12 protein-coding genes are annotated in these 16,333 nt (G+C 45.8%); 11 read left to right on the top strand and 1 reads right to left on the bottom strand.

Annotated elements, in window-relative coordinates; all coding sequences use genetic code 11:
* The first annotated feature begins 464 nt into the window (after positions 1-464).
* From MA_RS09655 to MA_RS09605, 9 genes are all read left to right on the top strand, one after another.
* Positions 465-1,079 carry a cohesin domain-containing protein gene (locus MA_RS09655; RefSeq protein ID WP_048065242.1) on the top strand — a complete coding sequence of 205 codons (615 nt, stop codon included), beginning with the start codon at positions 465-467 and terminating at the stop codon, positions 1,077-1,079.
* Positions 1,080-1,084: 5 nt separating this feature from the next.
* Positions 1,085-2,344, top strand: a complete 1,260-nt coding sequence (locus MA_RS09650) for an ABC transporter substrate-binding protein (RefSeq protein WP_157860152.1) — start codon at positions 1,085-1,087, stop codon at positions 2,342-2,344.
* 6 nt (positions 2,345-2,350) lie between these two features.
* On the top strand, positions 2,351-3,115 hold the full coding sequence (locus MA_RS09645; RefSeq protein WP_011021850.1) for a DUF4198 domain-containing protein: 765 nt from the start codon (positions 2,351-2,353) through the stop codon (positions 3,113-3,115).
* 16 nt (positions 3,116-3,131) lie between these two features.
* Complete coding sequence (locus tag MA_RS09640) at positions 3,132-3,758, top strand: class I SAM-dependent methyltransferase (protein ID WP_011021849.1); 627 nt, start codon at positions 3,132-3,134, stop codon at positions 3,756-3,758.
* Between the two features lie 61 nt (positions 3,759-3,819).
* Positions 3,820-4,002 (top strand): hypothetical protein, encoded by a 183-nt coding sequence (locus tag MA_RS09635; RefSeq protein WP_048065241.1) that lies wholly within the window; start codon positions 3,820-3,822, stop codon positions 4,000-4,002.
* A gap of 193 nt (positions 4,003-4,195) precedes the next feature.
* On the top strand, positions 4,196-5,272 hold the full coding sequence (locus MA_RS09630; RefSeq protein ID WP_157860150.1) for a FecCD family ABC transporter permease: 1,077 nt from the start codon (positions 4,196-4,198) through the stop codon (positions 5,270-5,272).
* 286 nt (positions 5,273-5,558) lie between these two features.
* Positions 5,559-5,762, top strand: a complete 204-nt coding sequence (locus MA_RS09625) for a hypothetical protein (protein ID WP_011021847.1) — start codon at positions 5,559-5,561, stop codon at positions 5,760-5,762.
* A 1,084-nt stretch (positions 5,763-6,846) separates the two neighbouring features.
* A complete protein-coding gene (locus MA_RS24495; protein ID WP_011021845.1) occupies positions 6,847-10,611 on the top strand; it encodes a PAS domain-containing protein in 3,765 nt (1,254 codons plus the stop codon).
* Between the two features lie 402 nt (positions 10,612-11,013).
* Entirely contained in the window at positions 11,014-11,403 is a 390-nt protein-coding gene (locus MA_RS09605; RefSeq protein WP_011021844.1) for a VOC family protein, read from the top strand.
* 57 nt (positions 11,404-11,460) lie between these two features.
* Here the strand turns inward: MA_RS09605 and MA_RS09600 are convergent, their stop codons facing one another.
* The gene (locus tag MA_RS09600; RefSeq protein WP_011021843.1) at positions 11,461-12,819 is read right to left on the bottom strand and encodes an MATE family efflux transporter; all 1,359 of its coding nucleotides are present in this window, start codon (positions 12,817-12,819) and stop codon (positions 11,461-11,463) included.
* Positions 12,820-13,354: 535 nt separating this feature from the next.
* Between MA_RS09600 and MA_RS09590 the strand changes: the two genes are divergently transcribed.
* The gene (locus MA_RS09590; protein WP_011021842.1) at positions 13,355-15,241 is read left to right on the top strand and encodes a hypothetical protein; all 1,887 of its coding nucleotides are present in this window, start codon (positions 13,355-13,357) and stop codon (positions 15,239-15,241) included.
* A 121-nt stretch (positions 15,242-15,362) separates the two neighbouring features.
* Entirely contained in the window at positions 15,363-16,259 is an 897-nt protein-coding gene (locus MA_RS09585) for a carbohydrate kinase family protein (protein ID WP_048066267.1), read from the top strand.
* Positions 16,260-16,333 lie beyond the last annotated feature (74 nt).

Raw genomic sequence — 16,333 nt, 5'->3', positions numbered from 1 at the left:
TAAAAAGCATTGAATCTCATTTCTGCATGAAGCCTCCGATTCAACAAAATTGAGTAATAATCATTGGAAGTAAATAATGAATTGATATTACTTAATATTAATTTAGTGTAAATATTAGTTTAAATCGGAAGTTTAATATCCTACATTATTAATACTTTTTTTTGAATTCGTAACAATAGAGAAATCAAAAACCTTTGCCATTAGTGAGAAACGCGGAAAAGGAGCACTTTTCTCTGTCTGTTCTCTGTCTGTATCCATGCATACCGGAATAAAATAGAAATCATCGCTTATACCGGGTGCAGCGATCTTTAGAGGTATAGCAGCACGTCTGGGAATTGGCCGTTCCGGCACACAAAATAGTGGCATCTGGTATCCAGCCATTGGTATCCATTCATGAAATTCTGACTGATATTTCACGACCTGTCTTTAGACAGCTGAGTTTAAAGGGTTCAAAGGGTGATCGGATGAAAAAAAATTCATGGAAGAAGTTGAAGAGAGATTTCCTGTCCGGGACCTGCTTTGTCTTGCTGGTTCTGGTATTTGCAACCGTTCCGGGCCAGGCGCAGCAGGCAACTGTCGGTTTAAGCACGCCTGAGCTGGTGAAGGAGAGTACGGTTTATGCAACCGTAAACGTCGAAAATGCTGAAAACCTTGATGCCGGACAGTTTGACCTCGAATTCAACCCGGCTGTCCTGAAAGTTGTCGGCATTGAGAACGGGAGTATCGGCAAGACCGAAATACCCGTGCAGTGGCGTTCGATTGACAGCGGAACGGTCAGGGTGATCTTTAACCTGGAAGGGGTCACCGGAGTAAGCGGTTCGGGACAGCTTGCCAGCGTTGGATTTGAGGTGATAGGTGACGGAGAAAGCGAGCTTTTCATTTCTGATGGTCTGCTTGGAGATACCGAAGCTAAGAGTATTGATACGGACTGGGGAGTTTCCGGAGCCAGCAGTGTCGATGCGGACCTGAGGGACGCTGAAACGGAAGACACACCGAAAGCTACACCCGGTTTTGAGGCAGTGCTTACTCTTACAGGACTGACCACGGCTATCTATCTTATCAGGAGCGGACAGAGGTGAACAGCATGAAAACAAAGGCCCTGGCCGGATCACTCTTTAGTTTGCTGCTGCTTACATTGCTGGCATTACCGGCAACAGCATCTGATTCTGCTGCTGAATCGGATATCCTGCTCAGCGTTCTCGGAAACGCAAACGAAGACGGAGCCATAGATATGAAGGACGTGGAGTACACCGAAAGCATCATTCTGGGCTCCGGCAACCGGACGCAGTTTGCAGATGCCACGGGGGATAACAGCATCGATATGCTTGACGTAACAAAAATCGAGCTTATCAAGCTTGGAAAAGCGAAAGAGCTTACGCTTGTTGACGGAGTTGGCAGGCAGGTAAATGTGGCTCTGCCGGTAGAAAATATCATTCCAACAGACTACCGTACTACAGAAACCCTGCTTGCTCTCGGAACAGGAGATATGATTGTAGGAGTTGACCGGGCTTTCCATGAGCGGATGTCTGAGTTTGGCCTTACGGAGCTTCCCGAGGTTGCGATGCACGGCCAGTCGGTTGATTACGAAATGGTGCTGACTCTCAAACCCGATATAGTCCTCCTCCCTCTCTGGCAGGCAGAAAATGCCGATGAGATAGCCAAAAATCTTCCGGATACGTCCGTGGTCGTAATGGGTCTTGCTTCCCAGAAAAGCATAGATTCCGACCTGACAACTATGGGTTTTGTCCTGGGAAAAGAAGCAGAGGTAAACGAACTTCTCAGCTGGATGCAGGGCTATGAGGTCCTCGTAGAAGAACGCACAAAAGACCTGAAGGCTGAGGATATGCCGGCTTTCTATTACGAATACATGTCGGGAGGTGAGGAAAAATGGTGGGTTATAACCCCGGACGACCCCAGTGCAGGCCAGGTGGCCGAAGGGACCGGAGGACTCAATATCGCAACCGGATTAGCCGGGACCTCTGTGGAAGTGGATCCCGAATGGGTGATCGAGAAAAACCCGGATTTCATGTTTGCGGATTTGATGAAGGGCTTTGATAGCGGACCCGGAAAAACGAAAGAGGACATGGAAAATCTGCTGGGAAAAGTCCTGTCCGGCAGGCCGGGCTTTGAAAAGGTCAATGCTGTGAAAAATAATCACGTCTACCTGGTTGACAGGGATATTATCGGCGGACCCAGGTGGGTAATAGGGCATATTTTCTTTACCAAATGCATGCATCCCGAACTTTTTGAAGACATCGACCCGGCAGAAATCCACAAAGAGTACCTCAAAAAATTCCATAACCTCGAGGTCGCCGGAACCTGGGCTTATCCTCTTCCGGAGTGAGGAACTATGATGCAGAAAGCTTCACAGAAAGAAGCCTTTTCTCCCTTTTTTCCTGAAGACCTCCCCGATATCGTACGCGGACATGAGATCTGGATTGAACACAGTATGCAGAATGTTTCTCCCGGAGATCCTGTAGCTTGTGTCCTTTGTTTCGGGCATAATATGAAAAGTGACAAAGCCGTTCAGGTCAAAAAAGTGAGTCCTGCAATTTTCAGCGCCCTGGGAGAAAACCGTACAGTCGAGGTCAGTACCGCAGAGGACCACTTGTTGATGCAGTTCATCCCAACCTTTGCAGGATACCACACCATTGGAGTAGAATACGACGGTGGGATCCTCAATTTACCTCATCCCGGCCTGGAAGGTCCGAAATATTACCAGCAGTATACAAAGACCATCCTTCCGGTATGTCAGGTAAGGAATTGTCAGGTAGAATGGATTTATCAGACAATATCTGATCTGATAGTCGGGCACGAACTGGAGATAATTCCGCTGGGCTACAGGCGGTATAAGGTAGGAGAACACATCCTGTTGAAAATACTGTATGACGGACATGGACTGCCTGAAGCAACCGTGTATGGAATACACAGCGGCAACCAGGAAAAACCTCTTGAAAGGACAACCGATCAGAAAGGCATGGTCGAATTCGAACTGGAAAAAGATGGGAAATGGATGTTCAAAGTAGGGCACAGGGACCCTGAAAAAGGTGTGAAGGGCCTGTATGACAAAAAGGTAATGACTGCAACTTTCACAATTATGAATGTAGGTGAATAGACGTAGGTGAGAACACATGGAAGTAAAACCGCAAATTAGAGCATGGTGGGACACTGCAGAACATGATTATGATGCCATTGCGGCCCATGGAGTGCATTCCGAAGAAGAAAGGGAACTCTGGACCGAAGTGATTACCCAGCTCCTGGGAAGCGACCAGCAACTGAAGATTCTGGATATGGGAACCGGGACCGGATTTTTAGCGCTGCTACTGGCTGAACTGGGATACGAGGTAACAGGAGCGGACTGGGCAGCCAGTAAACTGGAAAAGGCGAAAAAAAAGATGGAAAGGACCGGAAATTTCGTAAATTTTGTGGTGGAGGATGCAGAAAACCTCTCCTTTGAATCCGAACAGTTCGATGCGGTTGTAAGCAGGCACCTGGTCTGGACCCTGGCTAATCCGGACTCGGCATTTAAAGAATGGGCGAGAGTGACAAAACCCGGAGGAAAAGTCCTGACTGACATCCCATCCAGACATTCCCATCCAGGAAACCATCACTTCGGGGAAGAGATCGGAAAAGAACTGCCCTTTTACAATGGGGCAGACCCTGGAGATGTGATCAGCATGTTTGAAGCTGCAGGGCTTGTGAATGTGTCGGTCAGAGTGTTCGATAAAATGATGCTTGTGGAAGGAGAGAAAGCATAATCCACACAATTTCGGATGTGAAGATGGCTTCATCCATGATAATTGTGCAGGAAACTATTCGATGAATTTGGGATCCACGCCAGTCGCTTCAATGGTCCGGGCAGTCGAATTCTGGATATCTGTCTTCCCTTTCACGGTTATCGGTATGCTGTTAGCAAGCATAGTAATCGAGTTCGGGATATTTGACCGGTTGTTTCAGATTATGAAACCGATACTGAACAAAGCGCATTTCACTCCCCATTAAGGAGGTGCGTTTATGACTGCTTTTGGTTAGACAAGCGCAGTCATAACGATGCTCTCGGAATGACCTGGGCTGACAGTCTCAATGATTTTTTTTCTCCGGTGCTGGCTTTAAATGGATTCTTCTGCTGCCAGGCTGTTTACGGTACTTACCAAAAAAAATACAATAAATTTTCTATTGAGCCGGATGTGTATCCTTGGAAACAAAACAGCATACTTTGACTACAAAAGAAGTTAAAATTCAATATAAAAAATTCATCGGAAGAAAAATATTCTTCACTTTCTTCCTTTTAGCCTCAATAATCCTCGTAGCAGGCATATCGGCCTCTTTAGGGTCTGCAAACCTTTCTCTCGGGGAAACCTATTCTGCAGTACTGCACAGGTTCCTTCCGGCTTACTTTGCGTCCAGTTCGCTTGCCGACGTATGCATATGGAACCTCAGGCTTCCCCGCATATTCATGGGGATTGTAGCAGGTTTCGGGCTTGGGGTTGCGGGCTGCGTAACGCAGGCAATCCTCAAAAACCCGCTTGCAAGTCCATATACACTTGGCATATCCTCGGGAGCCGGCTTCGGGGCATCCCTTGCAATCCTTACAGGTTCGGGGATCATCGGGGGAGATTATCTTGTAATAGGCAATGCATTCTTATTTGCTCTGCTGTGTTCTTTTATAATCCTGGGTTTATCAAACCGAAAGGATGCAACGCCTGAAACCATGATTCTGGCCGGCATTGCGATGATGTATCTTTTCAGTGCAATGACAACTATCCTTCAATACTTCGGCGAGGCGGAAGCCGTAAAAGAAGCAATTTTCTGGGCAGTCGGAGACCTTGGCAGGTCTTCCTGGCCCAAGGTTAGCATAATTACCATCACCCTTGCATGCTGCGTCTTCCTGCTCATGATAAAGTCCCTTGACCTCAATATTATGGCTGCAGGAGATGAAACCGCAGCAAGCCTGGGTGTAAATGTCAAAGGTACCCGAATCCTGCTGATGGCGGTCACAACCCTGCTGGTCGCATGTATTGTGTGCTTTACGGGGACGATAGGTTTTATAGGCCTGGTTGCCCCGCATCTCACGCGCATTGCCATAGGAGGCGATAACAGGTTTGTTCTCCCGGTATCCGGCCTTTTCGGCGCATTACTGCTGATCAGCGCAGACCTTGTGGCAAGAAGAGTTCTGGCTCCGATTATCCTTCCCGTAGGAGCAATAACCGCCTTCATGGGCGCTCCGCTTTTCCTGTATATGATCATGAAACGAAAACGGGAATACTGGTAATCGAAAAAAACGGGTCTATGGTGCATGAAAACCACTTTCCGCAGACATCCTTTCAATTTCCACAAGTTTTCATGCTATCGTTTTTTCTGAAGATTACCCCGGTTCTTCAAACACGCGTTTTTGAAATATCCCACAATTTCTACATTTTGCCTCATTGAAAACTTCCAGCACCCATTTCCCGAAGCTTCAGTTGAGATAAATAACTGCAAATTTTCAAAGAATTCTCAAAAAACGACAGCAATAGGAATGTTATTTTTTTGAAGATATCTGCGGAAAGTCAGATGAAATGCAGCTCGTAAACGCAAGGCCCCTAAATTTCGCAGAACCAGCACCGGCACTAACAGGAAAGCTCAAGAGCCGCCTTGAAAGCGATAGAATGAAAACCGGTCTCGTCTTTCCGAGTGCCTGGGACAGAGTTTTGCCTGAGAACTGGAAACCTGTAAAGAGCATATCAGCAAAAAATCCCAAACTTCTCCTGAAGAATCAATAAAATGCCCAAACTTTTTCCTGGAAACTCAACCCTGGGCTTTCATGAAGGTCTCCTTTTCAGATATTCTCTGGAAGGCAGCTTAAAAAAATATTTTGTAAGTATAGCTCAGAAAGATGATAATCCATAGAAGAATTATGCAAATTTATGAAAATATATTAAGAGGATGGGGAAAGTAGGGGTTTTTTGTTTTCTCCATCCCCTGGAGAATTTTTTTTACTTATATTCCCCATTTTACTTTTGTAAACACTTGTATATGAATGTTCGTCTAAATGATATAGTATCATATATAGAGAGTTATTTCACCCCTCACTTAGCAATAATAATTTGTCTGTTTAACTCCTCACAAAAACAGTTTTTTTAGAATTTTGTCTATGTACCCGATCCATTACTAGAAAAAAATATTTTAAAGTATATATTTTCCAGAAATTCGTTTTTTAAGATTCCAGTACGGTGCGTAGAATTTTTGCATCTTATGCTATAACAGGCGTAGACAGGCATCCTGATTGCTGAAAAGCTGAAAACTCTAATCGAGACCACACTTGTAGAAGTTGCAGATACGGTCAGAACCGGAGATGCTGCCGGAGATGCTGCCTGGAATGTTTTTCTGCCGGATTCATGCATGACTATCCTTCAGGGTACGTCTGTTCAAAAGCCGCTTCAATCGCCCGTATAATTGGACGGTATTATTGGACAAACTGAGGCTTAATCACGCATAATTAGCTCGCGTCTTTTTAGAAGAACTTAAAATTCAAAAAAGAGCATTCAAATTTTAAGTCGAATCACGATAAAATGAATTAAGGATTAATGAATCACTCTTCTGGTTTGAACGGAAATGTCCCATAATTCTATAAATATTCAATACGCATCATATGCTTTTTTAAACAATGGATGCGTAACGGGCAAATGTATGCATTTAAATGTATGCATTTTTAAGTGAAAAGCTTCCGGCATATCAAATACATAATTTATTAACAGTGGAAATAGAGTAGTCCTCTATAAACTAATTTTAGCCGGTGATTTGAGCAAAGGACAAAGGGGCTTATTTCCATAAAGAAAGGAAACAAGAGCAGAAAAGTGAGGAAAAATGGGGGACTCTAAAAGCTTCGAAGACAGCAGAAAGCTCGAAAGGGATGTAAATGAACAATTAATTGGAAAATTTCTTTCCGATGACCCGAATCCTTTCCTGAGAGTGGAAAAAGATGGTACAATAGTCTATGCCAACAGGGCGGCTTTTCCTTTGCTGGAACACTGGGGAGTCCGGGAAAAGGAAAAACTCCCTCAAGCCCTGAGGCACAGCTTCCTGAAAGTGCTTACTCTAAAAAATCCGGGATGCCTTGAGCTTACTGCAGGAAAAAAGATTTACTCCGTGAGGTTCTCCCCTCTCCCCGAAGAGGGCTGCGTAAACATCTACGGGTTTGACATAAGCAGGCAGGTGGAAGCGGAAGAAATATTCCGGAAAAACGAGGAAAGATACCGCATCGTTGCCGAGCAAACGGGGCAGCTTGTATATGATTATGACATCAGCACAGGGGAAATTGAATGGGCGGGAGCAATCAAAGAGCTTACCGGATACAGCCCTGAAGAGTTCGGGCAGGTAGACCTGGAAGGCTGGAGGGACCATATCCATCCGGAAGATGTGGAAAGAGCCTGGGAAATCCATGAAAAGTGCATGAGAACAGGGGAGAAATATCTTGCAGAGTACCGGTTCAGGAGAAAGGATGGGAGCTATTACCGTGTGGAAGACAGCAGTGTGTACCTTAAAAATGAAAAAGGTCAGATGAACTGGATTATTGGCGTAATAAAAGATATAAGTGAAAAGAAAATAGCCCTGGAAGTCCTGGAGAAAAGTGAAGAAAGGTTCCGGGCAGTTGCAGAAAGGACAGGACAGCTTATTTATGATTATGATTTAAGGACAAACCGGAGTACCTGGGAAGGGGCAATCGAAGAACTGACGGGATACAGTTATGAGGAGTTCCAGAAATTCGTCCCTGAGGTCTGGGCCGAACACCTCCATACGGAGGACCGCCAGAGGGCGGTTGAGACCTATAAAAAATCCCTGGATACAGGGGAAGATTTCCATAAAGAGTACAGGCTTAGAAGAAAAGACGGCAGCTACTTCTACGCAGAGGACAACGGCTTTTACATAAAAGATAAGGATGGGAAAGTCTACAGGGCTGCCGGAGTAATAAAGGACATAACGGAACAGAAACTTGCCCTGGAAAAACTGGAAAGAAGCGAAGAAAGGTACCGCCTTATTGCAGAACATACCGGACAGGTCCTGTATCATGATGATTACATAAAGGGAACAACTGAATGGGCGGGAGCAATCCCCGAAATTACCGGATACGGCTTTGAGGAAATCCAGGAAATCAACACCGACGGCTGGCTTGGGCTGATCCATCCCGAAGACCGGGAAAAGGTAATGGCGGCACATTACCGGTGCATGGAAAACGGAGGGGATTTTTTTGAAGAGTACAGGCTCAAAAGGGCAGACGGAAGCTATGTCACCGTGGAAGATGAAGGAGTCTACCTTGAAGACGAAAGTGGAAACATATCCAAAGCACTTGGGGTTATCAAAGATATTGAAGAGAAGAAGCTTGCCCAGAAGAAACTATCAGAAAGTGAGGAGCGCTTCAGGGTAGCTGCCGAACAGACAGGCCAGATCGTCTTTGAACACGACCACATAAATGACGTGCTTACCTGGGCAGGTGCCATAAGCGAAATTACCGGCTACAGCACAGAGGAATTCCGGGAATTCGTTGGGAAGACGTGGACAGAGCATGTCCACCCCGAAGACCGGAAAAGGACCTTTGCAGAATTCAAAAAGTTCCAGGAAAAAGACAGCCACTTCCGGGTGGAATACAGGTTCAGGAGGAAAGACGGGAACTACTTCCACGTAGAAGACAGCGGAGTCTACCTGCGAAACGAAAAGGGGAAGATCCGCAAAGCTATCGGGGTAATAAAAGATATCACTCCCATAAAGCTTGCCGCAGAAAAACTTCAGGAAAGCGAAGAAAGGTTCCGCATAGCAACAGAAAAGACAGGACAGCTCGTATACGATTACGATGTAGCTTCAGACCGCATTAAATGGGCAGGAGCTATTGAGGATATCAGCGGTTATACCAGTGAGGAAATGCACAAGCTTACGGCCGGTGAGCTCTTGAAAAAGCATATCCACCCTGAGGACTATGAAAAAGCATTCACGTATTTTAGAAATGTTTTCAAGATCGGAGGGAGTTACTCCCAGGAATACAGGTTCAAACGAAAGTCCGGGGACTATATTTATGTGGAAGACTGCGGGACTTATTTGAGAGACAAAGAGGGCAGAGTATACCGGATGATCGGGGTGATAAAAAACATCACTGAGAGGAAACTTGCAACTGAAGAACTGCGGAGAAGCGAAGAAAAATTCCGCATCGTTGCCGAGCAGACCGGGCAGCTGGTATATGATTATGACATTCCTGGAGATAAAATAGGCTGGGGAGGAGATATCAAAGAACTTATGGATTACGGGGATGAAGAATTCAAAAAATTAAGCAGCCTGGAGGACTGGAAAGAACTCCTGCACCCGGAGGATCGCAAAAGAGCAGTCGATTCATATAACAGATGCCTGGAAAAGGGAGAAAAATACCGCGAGGAATACAGGCTCAAAAGGAAGGACGGTACCTATATTTATGTGGAAAACAGAGGAGTATTCCTGAAGGATGAAAACGGGCGCATATACAGGATGCTCGGGGCAAACAAAGACATTACGCAGATTAAAAATTCCCTTGAAAAAGTAAGGGAAAGCGAAGAGAAATACCGCTCATTTATACAAAACTTCAAAGGAGTTGCCTTTCAGGGAGACGTTGACTTTGATCCGGTTTTTGCAGAGGGTCTCCTGAAAGAAATAACCGGATACAGCGAAGAAGAATTCCTTTCCGGAAAAGTACGCTGGGACATGATTGTGAAGGAAGAGGACAGGCTCCGCATTTTTGAAGACGCCGAGAAACTGAAAAACATCCCTGGGACGATCATTAACCGGGAGTACCGGATAAGGCACAAGGACGGAAAAGTTCGATGGGTCAATGAGATCATACAGAACATCTCCGATTCTTCAGGGAAACCCGTGCTTGTGCAGGGCTCAATCTATGACATCACCGAAAGAAAGGAAGCAGAAGAAGCCCTGGCAAGGACCGAGGAAATCCGCAAGAAAGAGATCCACCACAGGATCAAGAATAACCTCCAGGTAATATCCAGCCTCCTCGAACTGCAGGCTGATAAGTTCAAAGACAGGGAAGTTATTGAGGCATTCAGGGAAAGCCAGAACCGCGTGGCGTCTATGGCCATTATCCACGAAGAGCTGTACAGGGCAGGGGACATCGAAACCCTTGATTTTTCAGCCTATCTACGGAAGCTGACTTCGGACCTTCTCAGCTCGTATACGGTCAGGAAAGAGGACGTAAAACTGAAACTGGAGGCAGAGGATACATTCCTGGGAATGGACACGGCAATTCCTCTGGGAATCATTATCAACGAACTTGTCTCCAATGCCCTGAAATACGCCTTCCCTGCAGGAAGAAGAGGGGAAATCCGGATAAAACTCTGCCGGAAGGAGATCAATGAAAATAAAAACATAGATGAGATCATAAGTAATAATTATAGAGGGAGTTCAATTAAGAACAGTTACCTTTATTCACTGGTTGTCTCGGACAACGGGTTGGGTTTTCCTGAAAACGTCGACTTCAAGAATACAGATTCTCTGGGCCTGCAGCTGGTAAATATCCTTGTAGAACAGCTGGAGGGTACAATCGAAATGGAGAAGAACGGAGGAACTACATTCAGGATCAGTTTCACGGAAACCGAATAAGGAACCCGGTATAAGCAAAAAGAGCATGCAGATGATAGTGAAAGTGCAATGGAATTACTATAACGGTCATCCTGCAGACTAAAAAACTTATTTGAATATCTCAAAAAGGTTATCATTTTAAGTCGTTTTTGTCCCCGGAAGTAGACATACCCTTTCGGAATAGTCTGAAAAATATTGTTTTTAACAGGCTGTTTCAATATACTGAGTGCATATACTGAGTGCACATTTTGGTCATAATGTTTCAAGACTATACTTAGTTCACACTTTGGCATAACTGTCTGAATATTTATCATTCTTCTTTCTACTCCCCCAAGTTGAAAAAGTAACTGTCTGAAAAAGCAAAGCCTAAATCAATATATAAATACCATCCAGCCCATCTAGTTATAACAGGGGGTACTTATAATGCCAAGAGTTATTCATTTCGAGATACGTGCAGAAGATATTGAAAGGGCAAAAAAGTTCTACGAGGATGTGTTCGGCTGGAAGATAGAGAAGTGGGAAGGTCCAATGGAATACTGGAGCATAACAACCGGTAAACAAGAAGAGCCAGGAATCAATGGTGGTATGATGAGAAGGCAGGTAGGAGAACCGGGGGCAGACACTCCGATAAGCACCTATATCTGCACAATAGACGTCCCGGACATCGATAAATACCTGAATCAGATACAGAAGCACGGAGGCAAAGTGACTGGAGAAAAGAGACCCATAACCGGTGTAGGCTGGCTTGCATATTGTCTCGACACAGAAAAAAATATATTCGGGATAATGCAGCCTGATATGAGTGCCAGATAACCTTTTCTTCATTTATGTATTTATTTATTAATTTATTTGTCAGAACCTCTTATCAGATCAGGCCTCAATTTCCAGGCTTAATTTGAAGCTTTTCTCTTTCTTTTCCTTAGTCTTAAACTTTTGATACTCCCTCTCCAGCAATCCCGCAGCCAGCACGCAAGCCAGAAAATCCGAAATGGGAAAAGCAGCCCACACTCCGTCCAGTCCGTAAAATCTCGGCAGGACCAGCACCAGAGGCAGCAGGAACAGGAGCTGCCTTGCAAGAGACAGGAAAAAAGCGGGTTTTGGTTTTCCAAGGGCCTGAAACACGGTTGTGCCTACAAGCTGGAAACCTATGAAGGGCAGGATAAGCACCACAATCCGCATGGCCAGGGTTCCTGCGGCTGTGAGTTCAGGATCAGGGCTGAAGATATGGATGATTGGAGCCGGAAAGAGAAACATGACCAGAAACCCTGGGAGGGAGAAGAGAGTGCTGACTTTCAGGGCGACCTTAACCGATTCGATCACTCTTGAAAACTGCTTTGCACCATAGTTATAGCCCACTATGGGCTGGAGGCCGAAGGAAATCCCGAGCATCGGCAGGAAGATTAGCAGGAGCAGGCGGTGGATGATCCCGAAGGCTGCAATTGAGACGTCTCCTCCGTAGGTTGCAAGGGCGTTGTTTACAAAAATCATCATGACACTGTTTGAAGCTTCAACAATAAAGGGACCGATGCCTATTGCCACCACTTCTTTTGAGATGGCGGAGTCCGGGACCAGAAATCCAGGCTTGAAGGCAACCGAGCCTTTTCCGGCAAGGAAGTAACGCAATAAGAAGACAGTGGATGCAAGCTGGGCAAGAACCGTTGCAACAGCAGCTCCCCTGACTCCCATGTCAAGTCCGAAAATGAAAACCGGATCAAGCACAATATTCAACCCGGCCCCTAAAAGCATTCCGAACATTGCATAACGGGCGTTGCCCTCGGCTCTTACAAGGTCTTCGGCTGCGATCCCGAGAGTAAAAACAACCGAACCTGCCATTATTATTTCAAGGTAACTCCGTGCATAGGGCATAATCCCGGGAGTTGCTCCGAAAAGTTTCAGCAGCGGCTCTATGAAGGAAAGCCCTATAAGGGAGTAAGCAAGCCCGAGAAAAACTCCCAGGAAAAACACGGTCCCAAGGGCTTTTTCAGCCCTATGAAGTTCTTTAGACCCAAGAGCCCTTGAAACGATCGAAGACCCTCCTACCCCGAGCCCGATCGCTATTCCCATTGCCAGCATGTGGATCGGAAAAGCTATCACAAGCCCTCCAATGCCGGAAACGCTTTCTTCCCCGAGAGCCCTGCCAACGAAGATAGTATCGACTACGTTGTAAAAAGCATAAACAAGCATCCCGATTATGGAAGGGGCTGAGAGCTTGAAAAGAAGTTTACCCACTTTTTCAGTGCCCAGAAAGCTGCTGTGTTCGCGTATCCCGGTCCTCTCCTACCTGCAGTTTTTACAGGGTGAGCTTTAACGGTGTTTTCTTCAGGGTAATTTCGGGGAAATATCGAGAGAAATTTCGAGGGAAATTTGCAGGTTCTTCCAGGTCTGAAAGGTATAAAGCAGTTTCTAATAAAAATTAAGGTAGTGCGTTTGGATGATGTATATGAGATCTCACATATGATACCTCCCGGTTTCCCCGCAGTAAGAATGGATTTCGGAAAAAGTTTCCTGGCGGATTTCTCTGTTTTTACAGGGTTAAAGAAACTTTCTGCTTGTAATAATAGAGGTACTTTTAATAGAGGTACTTTTTTAAAGTTTCTTGAAGAAACATAAACTGAAAAATTATACGAACTGAAGTATACAAAACGAAACGTACGGAATAAAAAATTGTACGGAAATATAAATTTTAATCAGGGCTAAATTTTACGAACATCAATAACAGCAGTAAATCTGGAAATATTAAGTAAGGGGTAAAGAGGGCTGAAAAATGAGAGTTTATCGGACAAAAAATTATGTAATTTTTGCATTTTCACTTCTGCTTTTAATTCAGGGCTCAGCTTCGGTTCAGGCCGCAGGTGTAACAGACCCGATGGGAGACTTTGCCTATCCTGACATTACAGAGCTTGCCTGTGAGGTCAGCGACGGGTATCTTTATGCCGAAATCAGCTTTGCAGAAAACCTCGAGGGAGAAGACTGTGCAGGAGCAGTCTTTATTGATACCGACAGGAATTCCGGGACAGGTTACAATAAAGGGATCGGGGCAGACTACGTTTACACTTTCAGTGTTATGAACATAATCTATTCCGACCCTATTGTCTCTGCTGCATTAAATGACGATCCTGTAAGCGAAAACACACTGTCTATTTCCGGAAACAAATTGCTTATCACACTCCCCCTCGGTATGCTTGGCAACGACGATGGGGACATGGATCTTTTTGTTGCCAGCCATTCCGAACTTGTAAAGGCTCTCTTTTTTGACCGGGCGCCTGATTATGGAGTCCTGAACACAAAAACAGGAGAACTCAGCATTTCGGGCCCGACCGGGAATCTGGATGGAAGTTTTCAGGATCAGACTGGAGATTCGGAAGGTGCGGACATCACAGGAGTCGATATCATGGCACATGATGGAGTCCTTGACCTGCTGTTAACTTATGAGAATGATGTTGAGTCCGGAAGCGGCTTTTATGGAGAAGACATAAACGGCTGGATTTTCATCGATTCGGATCAGGATATAGCAACAGGCTTTACGAATACGGAACAGGCACCTCCCTCTTTTGGAATAGATTACCGCATTGATTATACGATCGGGCCCATGCTCGGGACGGATGCGAGCCTGAAGACAGAAAATGAAGAATCAGACCTGACCCGGATGGGATATACGGAAACAGGAGGTATTTCCCTGGGTGTACCCTACAACGACGCAATGTTCATACCCTCCGGAAACCAGGTATTTCTGAGGCTTCCGTTAGGGCTTCTAGGTTATGATGATGGAAAAGTTAACCTCGTTGTTGACTCCTTTACGGTCGATGGCTCCCTCTCCGGAGAAATGGAACAGGTCCCTGACTTTGGGAAAGGAGCGCTGGATACCGGGACCGGAAGTTTGAGCCCCCTGCTGACATATACCGAAAATCCCGTAGAGATCAACGATCCTGCCGGGGACTCTACAGGCTTTGGCTATGACGGAGATGACCTCACCCTGGTCGAAGCCGGATACTCAGACAATATCATGCTGCTGACAATTGAATACTCCGAACTCGAACTTGACGACGGGGCGATTACTACCATATTTTTCGACACCGACCAGGGGACAACCCCCCTTCCCGAATATATGCTCGTATACTCCCTTTACAACGGAAAACTGGATGCGGATATTTTCGGGGACGTGGCCGGGACCTACGGCGTAAGGGATGCCGGACATCTGATCAGCATGAAAGGAAACCGTATGTACCTGAGCATTCCCCTTGAGTTCCTGCAAGACGAAGGCAATATGGACATCTATGTTGAAACGGCTCTTGTGCCAAGCAAAGCCGATATCCCTCTTACCGACCAGAGCAGGGAATGGCTTGCAGGAGACGAAGTAAAGACCGGAATCGGCCAGGTTCACATTGACCCTGACAAATTCGGAAGAACGATTTACGATAGGGCACCTGACACAGGCTTCATCCCAATCTCAAAGCAGGGTACGGTGCAAACCGGGCAGAACCAGCAGACAAATCAGGACAAAACTCAGCAGTTCCCACAGGACGGAAAGGACACCGCCGGCCTGAAAGGAGAAGCCGATACCCGGAATCCTGAAAGTCCGGGCCCAGGAACTTTATTTGCTTTTCTGGCGATGCTTGCAGGAGTGTTTACCTTAAAGCGCAAAGATGCTTAAGCAAAAGAACCCGCATCCGAAAATGTAAAACAGAAAAGTGCAAAACAGAAAAGTGCAAAACAGAAAAGTGCAAAACAGAAAAGTGCAAAACAGAAATAAAGCTGTAAAACCAGTTAATGATATGAAAGCTCTCACCTTCGGAGAAGCCCTTTTTGATATCATCAAAGGCACCGTCCATCTCGGAGGTGCCCCCCTTAACCTTGCAGCCCACCTCGCAAAACTGGGAGCAAAACCGGCTGTACTCACCGCAGTCGGAAAAGATGAGCTTGGCAAAACTCTCCTTTCCAGGGCTGAAGAGATGGGAGTTGACACTTCGTATATCCTGCTTGATGAAAAGAGACCTACAGGGACCGTAACCGTAGAACTTCAAGCCGAAGGAATCCCTATTTTCACAATCAATGAAGGCGTAGCCTGGGACGCGATTACCCCGGATGAAAGAGAATTTGAAGCTCTTGCAGCCGAAGAGTGGGACGTTTTTTGCTTCGGGACCCTAGCCCAGAGGTCGGAAGAAAACAGGAAGACACTTAAAAGGCTGCTTTCGGAAATAAAAGCAAAACATTTTTTCTACGATGTAAACTTGAGAGCCGGATTCTACAGAAAGGAATGGATCTTATCTTCCCTTGAGCGCTGCACGATCCTCAAAATGAATGAAGAAGAGGCAGCAAAAATTTCCGGTATGCTTTTTGGCACCACGTATGCCTGTAGAACTCTTTGCCGCCTGCTTACGGACAGGTACCCGAAAATATCCGTGATCTGCATAACAAAAGGACCTGAGGGAGCAGCTGTCTATCAGGATGGAGTCTACGAGGAAATTAAAACCACCCCCGTAGAAGTTGCGGATACGGTCGGAGCAGGAGATGCTTTTTCTGCTGGATTCCTATATACCTTTCTTTCAGGGTACGGAGTTTCAAAAGCCGTTTCAGTTGCCATCATGCTTGGGACTTATGTTGCATCAAAACCGGGGTCGGTGCCGGAGTATTCGGAAGAACTTAGGAAGGAACTGGGAATTTTAGAGTGAGAAAGGAAATCTTCTTTTCTGCAAGCCTCAGGACCTGAAATAGAAGAGAGCGGATTTTCGTCTAATCTTTCACT

It is taken from the genome of Methanosarcina acetivorans C2A (assembly GCF_000007345.1).
In the GTDB taxonomy this organism is placed as follows: Archaea; Halobacteriota; Methanosarcinia; order Methanosarcinales; family Methanosarcinaceae; genus Methanosarcina; species Methanosarcina acetivorans.
Note: the sequence above shows the minus strand (reverse complement) of the source record. Positions and strands in the feature narration are given on the sequence as shown.

Bases quoted from the DNA above. Each gene is read 5' to 3' on its own strand.
- MA_RS09605 (WP_011021844.1), top strand. From the start codon at position 11,014: ATGCCAAGAGTTATTCATTTCGAGATACGTGCAGAAGATATTGAAAGG.
- MA_RS09585 (WP_048066267.1), top strand. From the start codon at position 15,363: ATGAAAGCTCTCACCTTCGGAGAAGCCCTTTTTGATATCATCAAAGGC.
- MA_RS09625 (WP_011021847.1), top strand. From the start codon at position 5,559: ATGCAGCTCGTAAACGCAAGGCCCCTAAATTTCGCAGAACCAGCACCG.
- MA_RS24495 (WP_011021845.1), top strand. From the start codon at position 6,847: ATGGGGGACTCTAAAAGCTTCGAAGACAGCAGAAAGCTCGAAAGGGAT.
- MA_RS09635 (WP_048065241.1), top strand. From the start codon at position 3,820: ATGAATTTGGGATCCACGCCAGTCGCTTCAATGGTCCGGGCAGTCGAA.
- MA_RS09655 (WP_048065242.1), top strand. From the start codon at position 465: ATGAAAAAAAATTCATGGAAGAAGTTGAAGAGAGATTTCCTGTCCGGG.
- MA_RS09640 (WP_011021849.1), top strand. From the start codon at position 3,132: ATGGAAGTAAAACCGCAAATTAGAGCATGGTGGGACACTGCAGAACAT.
- MA_RS09650 (WP_157860152.1), top strand. From the start codon at position 1,085: ATGAAAACAAAGGCCCTGGCCGGATCACTCTTTAGTTTGCTGCTGCTT.
- MA_RS09590 (WP_011021842.1), top strand. From the start codon at position 13,355: ATGAGAGTTTATCGGACAAAAAATTATGTAATTTTTGCATTTTCACTT.
- MA_RS09645 (WP_011021850.1), top strand. From the start codon at position 2,351: ATGATGCAGAAAGCTTCACAGAAAGAAGCCTTTTCTCCCTTTTTTCCT.